Annotated in this window: 9 protein-coding genes; 1 reads left to right on the top strand and 8 read right to left on the bottom strand. The window is 66.5% G+C overall.

All coding sequences use genetic code 11. From position 1 onward, the window contains the following. Window positions 1-5: 5 nt before the first annotated feature. On the bottom strand, window positions 6-7142 hold the full coding sequence (locus ACFWM2_RS25770) for an RHS repeat-associated core domain-containing protein (protein WP_383284339.1): 7137 nt from the start codon (window positions 7140-7142) through the stop codon (window positions 6-8). Window positions 7143-7440: 298 nt separating this feature from the next. On the opposite strand from ACFWM2_RS25770, the gene ACFWM2_RS25765 reads away from it, so the two are divergent. Continuing rightward, the gene (locus ACFWM2_RS25765) at window positions 7441-8013 is read left to right on the top strand and encodes a hypothetical protein (RefSeq protein WP_383284336.1); all 573 of its coding nucleotides are present in this window, start codon (window positions 7441-7443) and stop codon (window positions 8011-8013) included. Window positions 8014-8362: 349 nt separating this feature from the next. Here ACFWM2_RS25765 and ACFWM2_RS25760 read toward each other — a convergent pair whose 3' ends face one another. The 7 genes from ACFWM2_RS25760 to ACFWM2_RS25730 all read right to left on the bottom strand — a co-directional run bounded on the left by ACFWM2_RS25760 (window position 8363) and on the right by ACFWM2_RS25730 (window position 18514). Continuing rightward, complete coding sequence (locus ACFWM2_RS25760) at window positions 8363-10321, bottom strand: TIGR03960 family B12-binding radical SAM protein (protein WP_383284333.1); 1959 nt, start codon at window positions 10319-10321, stop codon at window positions 8363-8365. Window positions 10322-10499: 178 nt separating this feature from the next. After that, window positions 10500-12017: a CHAD domain-containing protein gene (locus ACFWM2_RS25755; protein ID WP_383284331.1), complete on the bottom strand. Its 1518-nt coding sequence runs from the start codon at window positions 12015-12017 to the stop codon at window positions 10500-10502. A 60-nt stretch (window positions 12018-12077) separates the two neighbouring features. Further along, window positions 12078-13277, bottom strand: coding sequence for a rod shape-determining protein RodA (gene rodA, locus ACFWM2_RS25750; protein WP_383284328.1), 1200 nt, complete (start codon window positions 13275-13277; stop codon window positions 12078-12080). Beyond that, the gene (mrdA, locus tag ACFWM2_RS25745; RefSeq protein WP_383284325.1) at window positions 13274-15529 is read right to left on the bottom strand and encodes a penicillin-binding protein 2; all 2256 of its coding nucleotides are present in this window, start codon (window positions 15527-15529) and stop codon (window positions 13274-13276) included. Before mrdA ends, rodA begins: the two co-directional genes overlap by 4 nt. A 184-nt stretch (window positions 15530-15713) precedes the next feature. Beyond that, window positions 15714-16379, bottom strand: a complete 666-nt coding sequence (mreD, locus tag ACFWM2_RS25740; protein ID WP_383284322.1) for a rod shape-determining protein MreD — start codon at window positions 16377-16379, stop codon at window positions 15714-15716. Between the two features lie 12 nt (window positions 16380-16391). Beyond that, window positions 16392-17330 (bottom strand): rod shape-determining protein MreC, encoded by a 939-nt coding sequence (mreC, locus tag ACFWM2_RS25735; RefSeq protein WP_383284319.1) that lies wholly within the window; start codon window positions 17328-17330, stop codon window positions 16392-16394. A gap of 164 nt (window positions 17331-17494) precedes the next feature. Continuing rightward, on the bottom strand, window positions 17495-18514 hold the full coding sequence (locus tag ACFWM2_RS25730; RefSeq protein ID WP_164369335.1) for a rod shape-determining protein: 1020 nt from the start codon (window positions 18512-18514) through the stop codon (window positions 17495-17497). Window positions 18515-19018: the final 504 nt, after the last annotated feature.

The raw sequence follows: 19018 nt of genomic DNA, 5'->3' as shown, positions 1-19018 counted from the left end.
TCAGGTTAGGGGTTGCAGATTGGGCACACTGTACCGCGCCGGACGACCGAGGTTTCAAACCCATACGTCTTCGCTAGCCATTCGTCCTTCCTGCGCTGCCCCCTGGTGTAATTCGATTTATTCACCTTCACTTCATAAAGGTGAAGGTTTCCGTTCGGGTTCCTGACTGCGATATCCACTTGACGCCTGCCGTAAGGAGTCCACAAATCAAGTCCATTCCCGTAGCTCTCGCTATAGATATCAGACTTGTTGTAGAACTTCTCAAACGTCTCTGTCATTTCATCGACACCGGCAGCGCCACGGGCTTTGTCATGCGGGCGAATTCCGCAGTTGCTGTTATGAACGAGCACCGGCGTCTCGCCCGCCAGCACATAGTACGCGTGCAGGCCTTCAACGGTCAGGTTATACGTGCTGGCTCGCTTCGTATACGCATGACTGCCCGTGACTATGACAGTGCCGCCGGAGTCGGTCAGCAAGGTCATGCCCGATTCAAGATCTCCCGCAGCTATCCAGGCCTGCTCAGAGGGCGACCAGAAGGGGTGTTCGTGGGTGGCCGTTAGTTTTTCGATGCCCCTACTTGTAGCGATGGACAGCTCGTTAAATTTCTTATCGTCATTGTTGACGATAAGACGAATTACTTTTCTGGGACTGGATTCACCGGTTTCAGGGTTTGCGGCTTGGACAGTGTCACCGAGCTTGATGTCCTCTATGTCCTTGGTGGTTCCGTCTGACATGAGGACGTCGGTGCCCGCAAGGAAACACTTGCATGCACCGGATTTACCGAACTTCAAAAAACCTTCGGGGCCACCTCCAGGCCCTTCCCCGTCCCCTATGCCGAACAGGAAACCCATGGACTGGCCCATGGATGCACCGACCGTCTCCAAACAGCTACTTTCATGCCCAAGGCTCATGCATGCAAGGAATTTCAGGTGATTGAGCTGCTTGCGGTCCAGAGAGGCTTCCTCGGAGTCCTGGGCATCGCCCAGACAACCGATGTCTTCATGGCAGTAGTTGTTGATTTGCTGGTTAAGCAGTTGCGTGAACTGGTCCAGGTATGGCCAATCGACTGGCGCTGTGACGCCGGGGTAGACCTCCACTGTGTTCTTGGGTAGCACAGGCGGGGCCGTCCCTACCTGCTGCGCCGCCTTAGCGTTCTGGCTCTTCTTTGGCTTTCCCGGGACATGGCCGGGGGTGGTGTTCTCATGGTCAGGCGTGGAACGCGTCGAGCAGTCGATCTCCGCGCACAACCCGGTCGGGTCGCTGTCGTTGACGGGATTGTTGTTGCTGTAGCTGTAGGCGGAGAGATTCTGAGGGTGGTATGGAGCGCTGAGTGGATCGGGGCTCAGGAAGCGGCCGAGGCCGGGGTCGTAGGCCCGGGCTCCGAGGAGAGATAGGCCTGTACTGGTGTCCTCGGTCTGGCCCAGGAAGCCGGCGTCGGTTCCGGCGGGCAGGCTGCCGCTGCGTTCGTCGCCGAAGGGGGTGTAGCGGCGGCGGGTTGAGGCGCCGGTTGTTGCGTCGACAGCGAGCTGAGTGGAGGCCTGGGTGTCGGCCATGAGGTAGGTGAGCTTGCCGTCGCCTGCGGTGGTGCCCTTCGTGCTCCGCATCGCCACGGTCGAGCCACCGGAGGTGTAATAGCGAGTTGCGGAGACGGCGGTGCCGTTGGTGGTGCGCAATTCCATGCCGCCGATGGAGGCGACCGTCTCTTGTGGCGTTGTGCGGACCAGGAGGCTGCCGTCGGCGGTGTAGGCGTAACGGGTGAGTTCGCTGCCGCTGTCCTTGGTGGTCTTGACCGTGTTCAGCTGGCCTTGCTTGGTCCAGCTGTAGTCGGTGGTCGTACCGCCTTCGATGCGCCGCTGCATGGTGCCGTCGGGGTAGTACGTGTAGGTGCCCGCCAGGGTGGTACTGCCCCCGGCGGTTTTGTTGATCTTTCGGACGCCGTGTGGCCAGTCTGCGTTCGCGGTGGTCCAGGTGCCGGCGTCGTCGTAGCCGGGGTAGAGGTAGTCGCGAAGGGTGGCGGTGCCGGAAGCATTGGTATCCGTGACCGACTGGAGGTTGCCCATACGGTCGTAGCTGTAAGCGGTCTGGTAGAAGGAGGTGCCCTTGAAGTCCGAAGTGGTCTTCGTCTTGTCGGCGCAGATTCCCGTTCCGGTGTGGGTGAAGGCAAGTGTCAGACGGGATTGATCGTCGTACCGGAAGCACTGGGACTGTGCGGTCTGGCCGTTGGCTTGTTCGCGTAGTTCTGTGATCTTGCCGGCGAGATCGTAGTCGTAGCTGTCCTTCTGGGCTTCGCTGATGAGGTTGTTGATGGTGGTGGTCGTTGCGATGGTCTTCAGCCAACGGGTGCCGTTGCTGTCGTCGTAGCTGTAGGCGCGTTGGGCTTGCACGCCGTTGCCGCCGATCTTGGCGCCGTAGTTACGTCCCACGAGGCGCCCGTAGGCGTCGTATGAGGTGGCGTCGATGTAAACGGAGCTGCCGAGCGAGCTGGTCAAACGGTTCGGGCGGCCGTAGCCGTCGTACCCGGTAGTGACCGTCTCCGCGTCGAGGCCGCCCGCCTTGGGGTAGGTCACGGAAGTGACGTGGTCGGCGGCGTCATAGGTGACGGAGTTCGTGTAACTGCCTGCAAGGCCGGTGACAGCGGCGGGGATGGTGATGGTGGTGTTCAACGCTCGGCCGCGGGCGTCGAATGCTCCGACCTTGGTGGTATAGGTGTTGCCGGCCGTGTCGCGGCTGGTGGTCGATGTCATACGGCCCTTGCCGCCTGGGACGTTCGCGCCGTCCCAGGTCCAGGCAGAGAGCTCATCAGATCCGCTGTAGATGGATGTCTGGCGGCCGAGGTAGTCGTAGGCGTAGTTCAGGACGTTCTGGCCGTTGTTGCTGGTGGTCTTGATGATTTGGCCGTTGGCGTCGTACTCGGTCGAGGAGACCCCGGCGTCCGGGTCGTCGGTTGTGGTGCCTTGTCCCGCCCAGTCGTAGGTGTAGAAGGTGTTGTTGCCACGGGGGTCGGTGATCTGCTTCAGCTCACCCTTGCCGGTGTAGCCGTATGCGGTGGTGAAGGTGGAGGCGCCGTCGTGCTCAAGCACCTTGGACACCTGTCCGTAGACGTCGGTGTAGGTCTCAGTTGGAGTGCCCAGGGCGGGCTGGACGCTGGTGTAATCGCCGTCGTAGGTGTTGGTGATGCGTCCGACGGCCTGCGGGGCTCCCTTGACTTCTAGTTCGGAGATCACTGTGCGGCCGGCCCAGTCCAAGACAAGGTCGTTGTAGGAGGGAAGGTCTTTGGGCTCGGGGCTGGAGGGGCCGCCCGAGCCGGCGGTGCCTTGGTTGCGGAAGACTGCCGAGGTGCCGGTGACCTGTCCTGCTGAGTCGTAGCGGGTCACCGCCACCTGCCGGTAGGGGACTGTCTGGGTCGTCCCGGGTGCGAGGTCGGACGGCAGTGGGCTCTGCGTCTCCCGGGCGCGTCCGAGCGCGTCGGTGTACTGGTATGCGGAGAGATAGGTCGTGCCGGACTGCAAGATGTGCGTGGCGATGTGCGGATAGCCGTCCACCGAGTCGGGAACTCCGGCGCTGTTGGTGGACTTGGGGATGGTGTAGGTGAACTTGATCGACGGCGAGTTGCCGGTCTCGGTTGGTTCCCACACCTCCACCGGGCGTCCGGTGGAATCCAGCGTCGCTTTGGTGACGTTGCTGTTGGCGTCCCTCGTCGTGGTCGGAAGTGCCCAGTAGCGGGACATCCACACGGTGGTGGTGAGCGGACCTCTGGCTGAGGCTGCGCCGTCGGGGTCAGGTGTGGAGGTGGTGATGCCGTCCAGAGGCCAGGTGTTTGATGGGCTGTAGGTGGTGGTGGTGCGGTTGTGCTTGCCGTCCTCGGTCCAGATGGCTCGTCCGGCGTCGTCGTATCCGGACCACGTGGAGTGGTAGGTCCCGGCCTTGGTGTACACGCGGGCCTCGGTCACGTTGCCGTCGACGGGGTGGTTGTTCGCCACGGCGTCAGAACCGTCGTAGAGGGTGGTGGCGTAACTGTCCTGGTTGCTGTCCGCGGCACTGGCGCAGCCCACCGAGTAGTGCTTGACCTGGTCGGGCAGAACCGTCCAGCGCTGGGCTCCGGTGGAGTCATAGCTGTCGGTGTTGTAGGCGCGCCCGAAGGTGGTGCAACGGTTGTCGGAGACGTCGCTCTCGCCCCGGTCCTCGGTCCGCATCGGAAGACCGAAGGTAGTGGAGGCCCCCTCACTGTCGTCGTACTGGCTATCGACGATGTGCTCGCGCCAGGTGCCGGCCTTGGTCAGTGTCCTTGTAGTGGTCTTGGATTCGCGGACGAATCGGGCGTCGGGCAAGCCGTCGTACTGGGCAGTGTTGTGGTCCCAGTACGAGTGGTAAGTCCGCTCGTGTGAGGTGTTTTTGTCGTCCCGCAGGGACGTCGACAGAGTCTGTCCGGATAGCCAGTCATGGTCGGTGTAGTTGTTGCCGTCGCCATCGTCGACCGTGACAGTTCTGGTCGCCGACTGATCCGTTTTGGAGGTCCGGTCCCCCGAGAGGCCGCGGTACAGCCAGTACTTCATGGTCTTCTGACCGGTATCGGCGCCAGTGGTGACCTGGACTTCCTGGTATCCGCGCCAGTCAGACCAGGTCTCGTCCTCGTCCTTGGCGAGTGGATCGTTGGTGAAGCGCCAGCCTGCCCCGTCATCGTAGGTGTACGACGTGGTCATCACCGGCGCGCCGTCCTGGTTGTCGGTGACGGTCGGGTCGTCCTTCACCTGGGTGACCAGGAATTTCTTGAACCACCCTGTTTTGGAGTCGGTGACGCCTTCTGGAGTCCACTGCTGCCAGTAGCAGTCTTGGGTGTTTGACGCTTGGGAAGGCAGGTGGTCGATGTCGCAGGCGTTGGCAAAGCCGTAGGAGACTGTGGTCGTGGCGCCGAGATCCCCGTGAATTTCCTTAATACGGGGGAAGTTCAGTTCAGTGGAGCCGACCTTGTTGTCCAAGTCGACCCGGTTAAAGTTGATGACTGGAAGGACGATGTCATCAGCGTCGCCGGCGCTGCCGTACGTCTTGCGCTGTACATAGTCCAGCCACAGCGTCTTGCCGATCGTGCCGTCCGGGTTCGGCATCCCGTACTTGTTCTGGTACTGCTCCACCAGGTCCCAGCCCGTGCCGTCCTGGTCGCTGACGTACGTCTTGATGTCCCACAGCATGTCGGTGGAGAAAAACGTGGGGTAATACGTCTTGCCCGCGCAGTTGTAGTCCGCCGATGTGCCATCACACATCAAGTCGACCGGTACATCCGGATACGAGGTCGGCTTGTCGTCAAAGGTGGGGCAGGCTGCCGGTGCATCGCGTAGCGGGTCGTTCTCCTGCACGCGCTCGATACACCGGTTGACGTGGCTGAGCTCGACCTTCGCCGGAACCTTGCCGTCCGGAATCTGGGAGGACCAGCCGTACTGGATCTCCTTCACATAGCCCGAGGAGACGTACTCGCGCGCCTTGTCGGAGTTGGCCACGGAGCGGTAGTGGTTGTACTCCTTGTCGTAGAAGTACATGGTCTCGACCTCGTTGGCGTCCACCGCCCGGTCGAGGCCCCACCGCCAGGCCTGCGTGCACGGCTCGGGGAACTGGTCGTGGCACGGCTCCCCCGCGTCGTTGCCGACGACAGGCTCGGTGAATACGGAAGCGGTGGCGGTGCCGGTGCGTTCGGAACGGCCCCAGCCGAAGTAGTAGCGGTGTCCGTCCTGAGTGGAGATCACCCAGTACTCGCCATCGCGGCCCGCACCATGGCCGTTGAACAGGCGCTGGACGTGCCAGCCCGGGTCGTCCTTCAAGTGGTAGGCGCCGGTGCCGTTGTTGTCCTGGATCAGCTCAGAGGTGACGCCGTTGAGGCTGATGACATAGACCGCGCCGGACGGCTCCTTCGCCGAGTTCGGTGAGTCCCAGCACATGTCGCCGATCGTGGGCAGACCGTCATCGGAGCAGTTGCGATACCGGCGCTCGATGAACCCGACGTTCAGATCCCAGCCCATGCCGGACCACGAGGCCTGGTTGTTGCTGGCCGAGGTACGGCCGTCCACCGACTGCGAGTTGTACGACATCGCCAAGGAGGGCGCCACACCCATCGGCGGCGCGGGGACCTGGATCGGCAGGTTGTAGGTGAACGCCCCGGAGCCGGTGGCCACGTCCCACGACCCGGTCGGCGACAGTGTGGAGGCCCGGTAGTCACCCTTGTCCGACGACGAGCTCGAGGTCACCGCATACACGCTCGCGCCGTTTGTTCCCGCCTCGCGCATCAACTGCGGCGAGGCACCCACGGGTTCCGTATCCGGGGCCGCGGTCACCGTGGCGGTGAGCATGCCTGTGGTGGTGTCGTTCTCGACCGGCACGAATTCCCTGTCGGTGCAGCCCTCAGTCTCGGGAGTGTTCAGCGCGCACGCAGGCAGCTTCACCAGCCGCAACCGGGAGGCGAAGTCGGCTCCGTAGGCGTACTTGAAGCCCGAGTAGTCGATGCCGACCTGCACCTGGCCTGGCTCGTTGACGCCGTCGGTACGCGTGACCTGCAGCCCGAGCCCGACACCGCCGGCAGGCTCGACAGCCTTGCGGTCCAGCACGCGAACATCGACCTGGTCCGGCGGCACCGTGTCGTCGGTCGACTCCATAGATGCCGGGTTCGAGGACTGCGGCGATGCACTCCCACTCGTCTCGGGGCTCCGGGAAGCGGTCGCACCGGGATCGTCCGTGGCGCTGGGGCTCGGCGAGGGCGTCTCTCCGTCGGCGAGCCGCGCCGAGGCCAATTGCGTCGTGGCGCCTTCCGCCTCCGGGGCCGGGGCCACCTGGACCACGTCGCCGACCTGACTGGCGTCCCCAGTGGCGGGGGCAGATGGGGCGGGTGTGACCTTGCCCGGGTCGCCTGGTGCCGACTTGGAGAGGTCCACCGTCGCCTCAGCGGCGCTCGGCCAGTCTGGTGCAGGCAGTGCCTTGCCGACTTCTTCCGCCTGCTGCGCTGGGACGGAGCCCAGCGATTGCGACGGGACGATGGGAGTTGGGTCGTCGGCGGCCGCGACTGCTTGTTGCGGCGAGACGATCGACATCGTCGACAGCAGACCGGCCAGTACCGCACCCGCGACACCGACCGAAACGAAACGCGCACGCCGAGCAGCCACTCGAACTCCCACCCCATGCCACCCGCACGAACGCGGACCGCAGCCCAACAGACCAGTTGTCAGCATCCGGGCAGGGCACGACCGTGCTCCCCAGCACGGTGACACGTGAACTCACCCGGAATTTGATCAGTGAACCGGGACAGTAACCGGCGTGAAGGTCCTGTGAACAGCGAGATTTAGGAAGGGTTCCATTTCGCCACGGTGACCTCCCTCACACTCACCTTGCCTCTGCCGTATCACTCCAAGAGGTGCCGCACGGCGTGCGGCGGCAACAGCGCGATGCCATATCGACACAGCAGTGGAGCAAAGGGGCCGATCTCCTGCCGAGCCGGATGCGGCCATCCTGTTGCTGGCGCTTGCCGCGTTTATAGTTCCGCTGACCTGCACGCATGCGGGCCAACTGGAGGGGTGGGGCATGGTGTCCGATGGGCTGAGAGAGAAAGCGATCGAACGGTCGCGGAAGCTGCTGGAGCCGGGCGAAGCAGTGCGACGCGTCTATTTCGCGCAAGGTGGCATTCCCCCGCAGACCCGCGTCATCGTCGTGGTGACCGGAATGGTCCTTGCCCGGTTCGCGCTCGGCGACCAACTCGGTCTGGCCGGTGGCGCCATCGGAGGAATCGTCGGGGCTCTCGCCGTCACCGCACTGACGAGCCGCCGACTTGTGCTGCGTACCGACCGATCCCTGGTGGTACTCGCCTACAACCGCTTCGCCGGAATGCGGCCGTCAGTGCTCAGCGCACGACTACCCAAAGACACACCCCTCTCACTCTCCGGGACCTGGGCACCCGTCGTACTGGACGGCGAGAAGCTGTGGATCCACAAGCGCTGGCAGGACCCCCACCACGTCGCAGCCACGCTGCCAGGCATGTAGCTGAAACAGCCCCAGCTGCGGGCCGCTCCTGCCCCGTGGCAAGCGCGGCCCGCCGTGGGTCTCTGACGCGGCGTCAGCTCCCTTGAGGACTCCCGCACTTTCAGACCCACTCGACCTCCGCCTCCGCGTGCATACGCACGGAAGCTCCACGCGGAGCCAGAGGTGTTCGCGACGCCACGCCACGCCGTGGCCGACGGCCGTTCCGAGGCCATGGAAAGGCACGCGGCGAAGCCGGGCCGCAGTGCACGGCCCCAGCCTCCGAAACGCAGGCCAACCTCAGGACGGCAGCTACATCACGCTCGCTCGCCTCGGCCGGCGTGTCACCGACAGGCCCTACGCCCCGCTCACCTCAGTGACTGTGCCCAGCCCCCGCCGGCTTGTTGACCGCCAGCGGCAGCAACTTCCTGCCCGTCGGGCCGATTTGGATGGACGTGTCCATCTGCGGGCACACCCCGCAGTCGAAGCAAGGCGTCCACCGGCAGTCCTCGACCTCCGTCTCGTCGAGCGAGTCCTGCCAGTCCTCCCAGAGCCAGTCCTTGTCGAGGCCCGAGTCGAGGTGGTCCCAGGGGAGGACTTCCTCGTAGGTGCGCTCGCGCGTGGTGTACCAGTCGACGTCCACGCCGAAGGCGGGCAGCGTCTTCTCGGCGCAGGCCATCCAGCGGTCGTACGAGAAGTGCTCGCGCCAGCCGTCGAAGCGGCCGCCGTCCTCGTAGACGGCGCGGATGACCGAGCCGATGCGGCGGTCGCCGCGGGAGAGCAGGCCCTCGACGATGCCGGGCTTGCCGTCGTGGTAGCGGAAGCCGATGGAGCGGCCGTACTTCTTGTCGCCGCGGATCTTGTCGCGGAGCTTCGTGAGGCGGGCGTCCGTCTCCTCGGCGGAGAGCTGCGGAGCCCACTGGAACGGGGTGTGCGGCTTGGGGACGAAGCCGCCGATCGACACCGTGCAGCGGATGTCGTTCTGGCCGGAGGCCTTGCGGCCCTCGGCGATGACGTTCATCGCCATGTCGGCGATCTGCAGGACGTCGTCGTCCGTCTCCGTCGGCAGGCCGCACATGAAGTACAGCTTCACCTGGCGCCAGCCGTTGCCGTAGGCGGTGGAGACCGTGCGGATCAGGTCCTCTTCCGAGACCATCTTGTTGATGACCTTGCGCATGCGCTCGGAGCCGCCCTCGGGGGCGAAGGTCAGGCCCGAGCGGCGGCCGTTGCGCGTGAGCTCGTTCGCCAGGTCGACGTTGAAGGCGTCCACGCGGGTGGAGGGGAGGGAGAGACCGACCTTGTCCTCCTCGTAACGGTCCGCCAGGCCCTTGGCGATGTCGCCGATCTCCGAGTGGTCCGCGGAGGAGAGCGAGAGGAGGCCGACCTCCTCGAAGCCCGTCGCCTTGAGGCCCTTCTCGACCATGTCACCGATGCCGGTGATGGAGCGCTCGCGCACCGGGCGGGTGATCATGCCCGCCTGGCAGAAGCGGCAGCCGCGCGTGCAGCCGCGGAAGATCTCCACCGACATGCGCTCGTGGACGGTCTCGGCGAGCGGGACGAGGGGCTGCTTGGGGTAGGGCCACTCGTCGAGGTCCATGACCGTGTGCTTGGAGACGCGCCACGGGACGCCCGACCTGTTCGGTACGACACGGGCGATCCGGCCGTCGGCCAGGTACTCGACGTCGTAGAACGCCGGGATGTAGACGTTGCCCGTCCGCGCCAGGCGGAAGAGGACTTCCTCCCGGCCCCCGGGGCAGCCCTCGGCCTTCCAGGCGCGGATGATGTCCGTCATGTCGAGCACGGCCTGCTCGCCGTCGCCGATGATCGCCGCGTCGATGAAGGCGGCGATCGGCTCGGGGTTGAAGGCCGCGTGGCCGCCGGCGAGGACGATCGGGTCGTCGAGCGTGCGGTCCTTGGACTCCAGCGGGATGCCCGCCAGGTCCAGCGCCGTCAGCATGTTCGTGTAGCCCAGCTCCGTGGAGAAGGACAGGCCGAACACGTCGAAGGCCTTCACCGGGCGGTGGCTGTCCACGGTGAACTGGGGGACCTTGTGCTCCCGCATCAGCTCCTCGAGGTCCGGCCACACGCTGTACGTGCGCTCGGCGAGGACGCCCTCACGTTCGTTCAGTACCTCGTAGAGGATCATGACGCCCTGGTTGGGCAGTCCGACCTCGTACGCGTCCGGGTACATGAGCGCCCAGCGGACGTCGCAGGCGTCCCAGGGCTTGACGGTGGAGTTGAGCTCGCCTCCGACGTACTGGATCGGCTTCTGCACATGCGGGAGCAGAGCTTCGAGCTGCGGGAACACCGACACAGCGGCTTCGGCAGGCATGTCGCGACCTTCGATGAGCTGACAGGGTGACCATTCAGCGTAACGCGGCCGGAGGGCCGCCTCGCACGCTCCAGTGCCTGTCCGGCGGATCATGCGGTGAGCCGCGCCCCGTTTCCGGGCACCAGGCACCAGGCACCAGGCACCGCGGGGACGGAACCGCAGGATCCGTCGGACCGACCTAGAACGCGGCCTTGCGTTCGGCCTTCTTCCACGCCTTGGCCAGCGCGCTCTCGTCGGCCGCCGCCTGCCGCTCCTCACGGCCGTACAGCAGCCCGTAGGTGAACGAGCTCTCGCCCGCCGCCTGGGCCTTGTCCGCGAGGTCCCGCAGGGCGTCACGGGCCATCACGCTGTCCTGGTGGTCGCCGAGGAGTTTCTGCAGGGTCTTCGTCGACTTGGCCACGGATTTGGCGGGCTTGCCCAGGGCGGGGACGGCTGCCTCGGCGGCGTACCGCGTGCGCTTGGCCTTCTTCCGGGCCTCGTGCGTGGCGAGGTCCCGCTCCTCCCCCGGCGGCAGGCCGCGGGCCTCGGCGACCAGGTCCTTCAGCTTCTCGAAGTCCTTGCGCACCGCCTTGCCCATCACCTTCGCGGCCTTCTTTCCGGCCGCCTTGCGCAGGGGCGGGTCGGAGACCAGTGCGTCGAGGGTGGCCAGCAGATAGAGGTAGCGCCGGCCGTCGAGCACCTCGATCAGACTGCGCCGGGAGCCGGAGTGGCGCGCCTGTGACCAGGTGCGCAGCCGGTTGCGTACGGGGCCGGAGCGCAGGGCCTTGGGAAGGTCGTCCAGGCTCGCCGTCAGCCGTCGGGTGATGACCTCCTGGTCGCGTTCCCCGGCGAGCTCTCCCGCCAGCCACTTCAGTTCGTCACGGACCGGGTCGGTGACGGTGCGGTCGAGGACGTCGTCGTAGGAGCGCAGGACGTTGCGCAGCCGGCGGGTGGCGACCCGCATCCGGTGCACGGCGTCGGGCAGATCGCGGCGGACGGCGGGGTCCAGTTCGACGAGGGCGTCGCGCTGGGCGCGTACGTAGGCCAGGACGTGGTCCCCCGCGGTGGCCGGGGCCTTGCCGGGTGCCGGGGTCCGGGCGGGCGGCGCCGCTCCGGTCTCCGCCAGGGCCCGGGCGAGTTTGGAGGGTGAGGCGGACCGGTGCAGGCCGGCCTTGAGGAGTTTCTTCTCGACCTTGTCGAGGAAGGCGGGGTCCCCGTCGTCGGCGAGTTCGACCTCGATCTCGGTCCACTGGGTGCTGCCCTTGCCGTCGCCGAGCCGTTCGGCGCGTACCCGGTCGACGCTGGCCTCGGCGAGCAGGGCGCCGGAGTCGTCCACGAGGTGGCGGACGTCGCGGGAGGACCGCAGCCGGACGACGGGGAGCAGCTCGGCGTCGCGCAGGCGGGAGCGCACGAGGGAGGTGAGGGCGTGCGGCACGGTGTCGGAGAGCGGGGCGCGGATCTCGTCGCGTACGCCGTCCGAGACGGGCAGCTTCAGATGCCAGCCCGCGTCCGCGCCGCCGGTGCGGCGGCGCAGGGTGATGGAGGCGGCGGCCAGGAGCTGGTCGGCCGTGTCGTAGTAGGTGGCGTCGAGTTCACTGACGCCCTTGCCGATGACGCCGGTGACTCCGGAGACGCTCGTCAGGTCCGGCAGGCCCGTGCCGCCTCCGGTCGTCGGGCCCTCGTACTTCCGCTCGATCTCGCGCTTGGTGTCCGCCATGAATTGAATCTAGACGCGAATCGGGGCCAGGGGCAGTGCGCTCCCGGCCCCGATCGCACCTCAGGCGGACATCGGTCGCTGCACCCGGATCGACTGGAGCAGTCCGACGGCGACCCAGACGGCGAACATCGACGAACCGCCGTACGAGACGAAGGGCAGGGGTAGACCCGCGACCGGCATGATGCCGAGGGTCATGCCGACGTTCTCGAACGACTGGAAGGCGAACCAGGCGATGATGCCGGCGGCGACGATCGTGCCGTACAGCTCGGTCGTCTCGCGGGCGATACGGCAGGCGCGCCACAGGATGACGCCGAGCAGGACCAGGATCAGTCCGGCGCCCACGAAGCCGAGTTCCTCGCCCGCGACGGTGAAGACGAAGTCCGTCTGCTGTTCGGGCACGAACTGGCCGGTGGTCTGCGAGCCCTGTCCGAGGCCGGTGCCGAAGAGGCCGCCGGATCCGATCGCGATGCGCGCCTGGTTGGTGTTGTAGCCGACGCCTGCCGGGTCGAGCTCCGGGTTGGCGAAGGCGGCGAAGCGGTTGATCTGGTACTCGTCGAGGATGTGCAGCTGCCAGACCGCGATCGCGCCGAGCGCACCCGCTCCGATCAGCCCGAACACCCAGCGGTTGGAGGCACCGGAGGCGAGCAGCACCCCGAGCACGATGATGACCATGACCATGACCGAGCCGAGGTCGGGCATGAGCAGGACGATCATTATCGGTACGGCGGCCAGGCCGAGGGCCTGCAGGACCGTGCGGTGGTCGGGGTAGGGCTTGTCGCCGGCGTCGACGCGCGCGGCGAGCAGCATCGCCATCCCCAGGATGATCGTGATCTTCACGAACTCCGAGGGCTGGAGCGAGAAGCCGCCGCCGATCACGATCCAGGCGTGGGCGCCGTTGACCGTGGCGCCCAGCGGGGTGAGCACCAGCAGGATCAGGAAGACCGAGATGCCGTAGAGGATCGGCACGGCGGTGCGCAGGGTGCGGTGGCCGAGCCAGACCGTGCCGATCATCAGGGCGAATCCGATGCCGGTGTTCATCAGGTGCCGGATCAGGAAGTAGTACGGGTCGCCCTGGTTGATCTCGGTGCGGTTGCGGGTCGCCGAGTAGACGAGGGCCGTGCCGATCAGCGAGAGCGCGATCGCCGAGAGCAGTATCGGCCAGTCGAGGCGGCGGGCCAGCGAGTCGCGGGCGAGCAGGCGTGTCCAGCCGGCGCGCTCGGGCCCGTAGCCGGAGACGGAGAAGTTGTTCGCGCCGGTCATGTGAGCAACCTCCGGCGCTTCTTCGGGCGGGCGGTTCGCCTGCGGGTGTCGCGGTTGGTGGGGTCGGGCGGGGCGGTGGTGCCAGCCGGCTGGCCCTGGTCGGCGGTGCCCTGCTCGTCCTTCTGACTGGCCTGCAGGTCCTTGGCCGGGTCCTTGGAGATCTCCGGGGCGTCGATCGAGCCGTCCGACTGGATCTTCGGCAGGCTCTTCTCCGGGGTGGGCAGAAGGGCCTTCTTGTTGTCGATCGAGCCGTCGTCCTGGACGCCGTACAGCGCGCTGTAGATGTTGCGCACGGCCTCACCGGAGGCGCCGGATCCCGTACCGGCCTGGGAGATGGTCATGATGACCGTGTAGTCCTTGCTGTACGTGGCGAGCCAGGACGTCGTCTGCTTGCCGTAGACCTCGGCGGTACCCGTCTTGGCGTGCAGTTCGATCTTGTCCTGCGGCCAGCCCTGGAACTTCCAGGCGGCGGTGCCGCTGGTGACGACGCCCGCGAGGGCCTTGTCCATGCCCTTGATCGTCGCCTGGTTGACCGGCAGCTTGCCGCTGGTCTGCGGCTTGATCTCCTTCACCGACTTGCCGTCGGCGCTGACGATCGCCTTGCCGATGGTCGGGGTGTGCATGGTGCCGCCGTTGGCGAGCGCTCCGTAGATCACGGCCTGCTGGATCGGGGTGACGAGGGTGTCGCCCTGGCCGATGGAGTAGTTGATCGAGTCGCCCTCGCGCATCTTGTTGCCTTCGAGGCAGTTCTCGTACGCGATCTTCTCGACGTAACTACCGTTCTTCTTGCCGGTCTTGCACCAGGCGTCCTTGTTGGCCTTCCAGTAGTCGAGCTTCCACTGGCGGTCGGGGACGCGTCCGGTGACCTCGTTGGGGAGGTCGAGGCCGGTCTGCTTGCCGAGGCCGAACTGGTGGGCGGCCTTGTAGAAGTAGTCCTTGGGCTGACCCTTCTTCGGGTTGATGCCGCCGTCCTTCTTCCACTCCCGGTCGGCGAGGCCGTAGAAGACGGTGTCGCAGGAGACTTCCAGGGCGCGGCCGAGGGAGATGGGGCCGAAGCTCTCCCCCTCGAAGTTCTTGAAGACCTGGCCGCCGACCGAGTAGGAGCTGGTGCAGGGGTAGCCGCCGTCCCACTCGTAGCCGGCCTCGACCGCGGCGGCCGTGGAGACGACCTTGAAGGTCGAACCGGGCGCGGACTGACCCTGTATGGCCCGGTTCAGCAGCGGGTAGTTGGACTTCTTGCCGGTGAGCTGGGCGTAGTCCTTGCCGGAGATGCCGCCGACCCAGGCGTTCGGGTCGTACGTCGGGCTGGAGGCCATGGCGACGATGCGGCCGGTCTTGGCCTCCATGACGACTGCGGCTCCGGAGTCCGCCTTGTAGTTCTCGCCGGTGATCTTGTCGAACTGTTCGCGGGCCTTCTGCATCGCTTCGTTCAGCTCGTACTCGGTGACGCGCTGGACGCGGGAGTCGATGCTGGTGACGAGGTTGTCGCCGGACTCGGCCTTGTCGCTCTTGGCCTTGCCGATGACGCGGCCGAGGTTGTCGACCTCGTAGCGGGTGACGCCCGCCTTGCCGCGCAGCTGCTTGTCGTACTGGCGCTCCAGACCGCTGCGGCCGACCTGGTCGGAGCGGAGGTACGGCGAGTCGGTGTCCTTGGCCTTGGTGATCTCGTCGTCCGTGACGGGCGAGAGATAGCCGAGCACCTGGGCGGTGTTGGCCTGGCCGGGGGCGGCGTAGCGGCGCACGGCCTCGGGCTCGGCGGTGATGCCGGGGAAGTCCTCGGAGCGCTCGCGGATCTGCAGGGCCTGCCGGGGCGTGGCCTCGTCAGTGATGGGGATCGGCTGGTAGGGCGAGCCGTTCCAGCACGGCTGGGGCGTCTTGGCGTCGCACAGCCGGACCTTCTCGACCACGTCCTGCGGCTTCATGTCGAGGACGCCGGCGAGCTTGGTGAGGACGCCCTTGCCGTCGTCCTTCATCTTCAGCAGGTCGGTGCGGGAGGCGGAGACGACGAGCCGGGTCTCGTTGTCGGCGATGGGCACTCCGCGCGCGTCCAGGATCGAGCCGCGTACGGCGGGCTGCACGACCTGCTGCACATGGTTGCCTGAGGCTTCCTTGGCGTACTCGTCGCCGTTGCGGATCTGGAGGTACCAGAGCCGGCCGCCGAGGGTCCCGAGGAGGGAGAGCACCAGAATCTGGATGACGACGAGGCGGATCTGGACCCGTGGGGTCCGGCCGGTCTCGGGAATGTTCGTCATGGGCGGAGCCCATCCGTTGGAAGGGTGGTGGTGGGCGACGGGTGGGCAATGGTCACTGCGGCTGCCTCCCCCTCTCAGTGTGTGTACGGGTAGTACGAGTACACGGCCAACCTGTGCGCGTGGGCCGCGGCGCCGGCCAACTGCCTCGACCTGACCGGCTCTTGCTCACGCTGTTGCGCGGTGTTCACAGTCGCTTGACCCCCTTGATGCGTCCCGCGCGGGCGACGCGCGCCTTGGCGGCCTTGACTCTGAGGCCGCCGCGCTGGCTGCCGATGCGCAGACCGGTGCCGGACGAGAGCCAGCCCGCGGAGACGTCCGCGGCATTGGGGTTGGTCTCGGCCAGCGGGTCGTTCTCGGCGCGGCGGGCCAGGGCCATCAGGCCCGGGACCACGAAGGGCGCCAGCAGCAGGTCGTAGAGGGCGGCCGTGAACAGCAGGCTGCCGAGGCCCACGTGGCGGGCGGCGGTGTCGCCGACGAGGGCGCCCACTCCGGCGTAGAGCAGGGTGGAGCCGATGGCGGCGGCGACGACCACGGCCATCGGGCCGGTCGCGGACTTGAGCTGGCCATTGTCCGGCTTCACCAGTCCGGCGAGGTAGCCGATGACGCACAGCACGAGGGCGTAGCGTCCGGCGGCGTGGTCGGCGGGTGGTGCGAGGTCGGCGAGCAGGCCCGCGCCGAAGCCGATGAGGGCGCCACTGACATGGCCGTAGACCATCGCGAGGGCGAGCACGGTGAGGAGCATCAGGTCGGGGACGGCGCCCGGCAGGTGCAGCCGGGCGAGGACGCTCACCTGGAGGACCAGGGCGACGACCACCAGGGTGGTGGAGAGCAGCATCCGGTTGAAACGCATGGGACTCGGCTCCTACTGCTGCTGGCCGTCGACGGGCGTGTTCGCCGAGGGGGTGACCGTGACGGTCACCGTCGGCGTGGGGGTGGGCTTGGGTTTCGGGGGCAGCACCTCGTCGCGCGGGTCCTTGCGCGGGGCCTCGACGACGACGCCGACGATGTCGAGCTTCGTGAACGAGACGAACGGCCTGACGTAGACCGTGCGGGTCAGGTCACCGCCGGACGGGTCGATGCGGGAGATCACCCCGACCGGGACGCCGGGCACGAACGGCCGGTCGGCCTGCGAGCCGAAGGTGACCATGCGGTCGCCCTTGGCCACCTTGGCCTTGCCGTTGAGGAGCTGGACGCGCAGCGGGCGGTCGCCCTGTCCGGAGGCGAAGCCGAGTTCGTCGGAGGACTCCATGCGCGTACCGACCGTGAAGTCGGGGTCGTTGGCGAGGAGCACCGTGGCGGCGTTGGGCCCGACGGTGGTGACGCGTCCGACGAGACCGTCGCCGTTCAGGACGGTCATGTCGCGCTTGATGCCGTCGTTCGCGCCGACGTCGATGGTGACGGTCCAGGAAAAGCCCTGAGCGGCCCCTATGGCGATGACCTGGGCGCCCTTGATTCCGTACTGTCCGTCGCCCGCCGTCTTCAGCATCTTGTCGAGCTGCTTGGTGCGGCTGTTGTTGCGGGCGTCGCTGCCGAGCTTCGCCTTCAGCGCCGCGTTGTCGTGCTCCAGTTGGGCGATGCGGTCGTGCCGGTCACCGGAGTCACGGACGGCCGCGATCGCGTTGCCGACGGGATCGACCGCGGTCGACACCCCGTTCTCGATCGGGCCGAAGACCGTGGCGGCTCCCTGCCGGGCGCCGTCGACCGGTGAGTCCTCCCCGCCGCGGATGTCCACCGTGATCAGTGCGAACGCGATGGCGATCAGCAGCACCAGGAGCAGCCGGCTCTCTCGTGTGTCCCTCACGTGCGGCGGCCGTGCCTTCCTCGTCGGAATTCGTGTATGACTCACCCGGGAAAGCCCCGAAGGACGAAAACCACGGGTGCGTTATGGGGGGAGCTTATGCCTGGATATCAACGATCCGCCGTACGAGAAGGGATCATCTCGTACGGCGGAATCGAAGAGTTACCTCATCTGCGCGGCTGGGCGTCCAGAACCTGCTGGAGCGCCTCGAACTCCTCGACGCATTTGCCGGCGCCGAGCGCCACACTGTCCAGCGGGTCCTCGGCGATATGGATCGGCATACCGGTCTCGCGGCGCAGCCGCTCGTCGAGGCCTCGCAACAGGGCGCCGCCGCCGGTCAGAACGATTCCGCGGTCCATCACGTCACCGGACAGCTCGGGCGGGCACTTGTCGAGGGTCGTCTTCACGGCATCGATGATCGCGTTGACCGGCTCTTCGATGGCTTTGCGCACTTCGGCCGCGGAGATGACAACAGTCTTGGGCAGCCCGGACACGAGATCCCGGCCGCGGATTTCGGTGTGTTCGTCATTGTCGAGGTCGTACGCCGAACCGATCGTGATCTTGATCTGCTCGGCAGTCCGCTCACCGAGGAGGAGGGAGTACTCCTTCTTGATGTGCTGGATGATCGCGTTGTCCAGTTCGTCACCCGCGACGCGGATGGACTGGGCGGTGACGATGCCGCCGAGCGAGATGACCGCGACCTCCGTGGTGCCGCCGCCGATGTCCACCACCATGTTGCCCGTGGCCTCGTGGACCGGCAGGCCGGAGCCGATGGCCGCGGCCATGGGCTCCTCGATGATGTGCACCTGGCGGGCGCCGGCCTGGGACGAGGCCTCGATGACGGCGCGGCGCTCGACGCCCGTGATGCCCGAGGGCACACAGACGACGACTCGAGGACGGGCGAGGTAGCGCCGCTTGTGGATCTTCAGAATGAAGTAGCGGAGCATGCGCTCGGTGATCTCGAAGTCGGCGATGACGCCGTCCCTCAGCGGACGCACGGCGACGATGTTGCCAGGGGTCCGCCCGATCATCTTCTTCGCTTCCGCGCCGACCGCGAGGATGCCACCGGTGTTGGTGTTGATCGCGACGACGGACGGCTCGTTGAGTACGATCCCGCGACCCCTGACGTACACCAGCGTGTTGGCGGTCCCGAGGTCGACAGCCATGTCACGGCCGATGAACGACATTGAGTTCCCCATCAGGATTCGTCTGGCCTTCCCAAGTGGAGCTTGACGGCTTATTAGGAGAGGCGAGGTGGGTGCTGTGACGTGAAGGCTTCCATCGTAGACGCGCCTGCACGAACACTGCGCGAGGGTCTTCGCCATTGTCAGCAGATGGTGCGCCGCCTCGCTCCTGGAGACGGGCCATCGGGGGCATGCGTTCCCCCGATCGCCACGCATATGCCGACGGACGGCAGAAATCCTCCGGCCGCCCCTGGTCAGCACGGCCCTTCGGCTGACGTCATGTCAGAAAACTGTCACACGACAGACGCACTCGCGCCGAGCAAAGGACTCAAAACCGGCCCGCCCGGCGCCGCACCGGCTCCGGACCTGGCTCCCGTACCGGCTCCGGGGTCTGGGCCGGACCCGTGTCGGGCCCCCCCCCCCACCCGTGTTGTACCCCGCCCAAGAAAGAGAGTCTTCACTCTCTCCTCCTCTGACCCCCCCGAGTAGAGGAGGTGAGCCAGGTTT

The organism is Streptomyces sp. NPDC058371 (assembly GCF_042723265.1).
Taxonomy (GTDB): domain Bacteria; phylum Actinomycetota; class Actinomycetes; order Streptomycetales; family Streptomycetaceae; genus Streptomyces.
The sequence above is the reverse complement of the archived record's forward strand: the minus strand, read 5'-3'. Positions and strand labels throughout refer to the sequence as shown.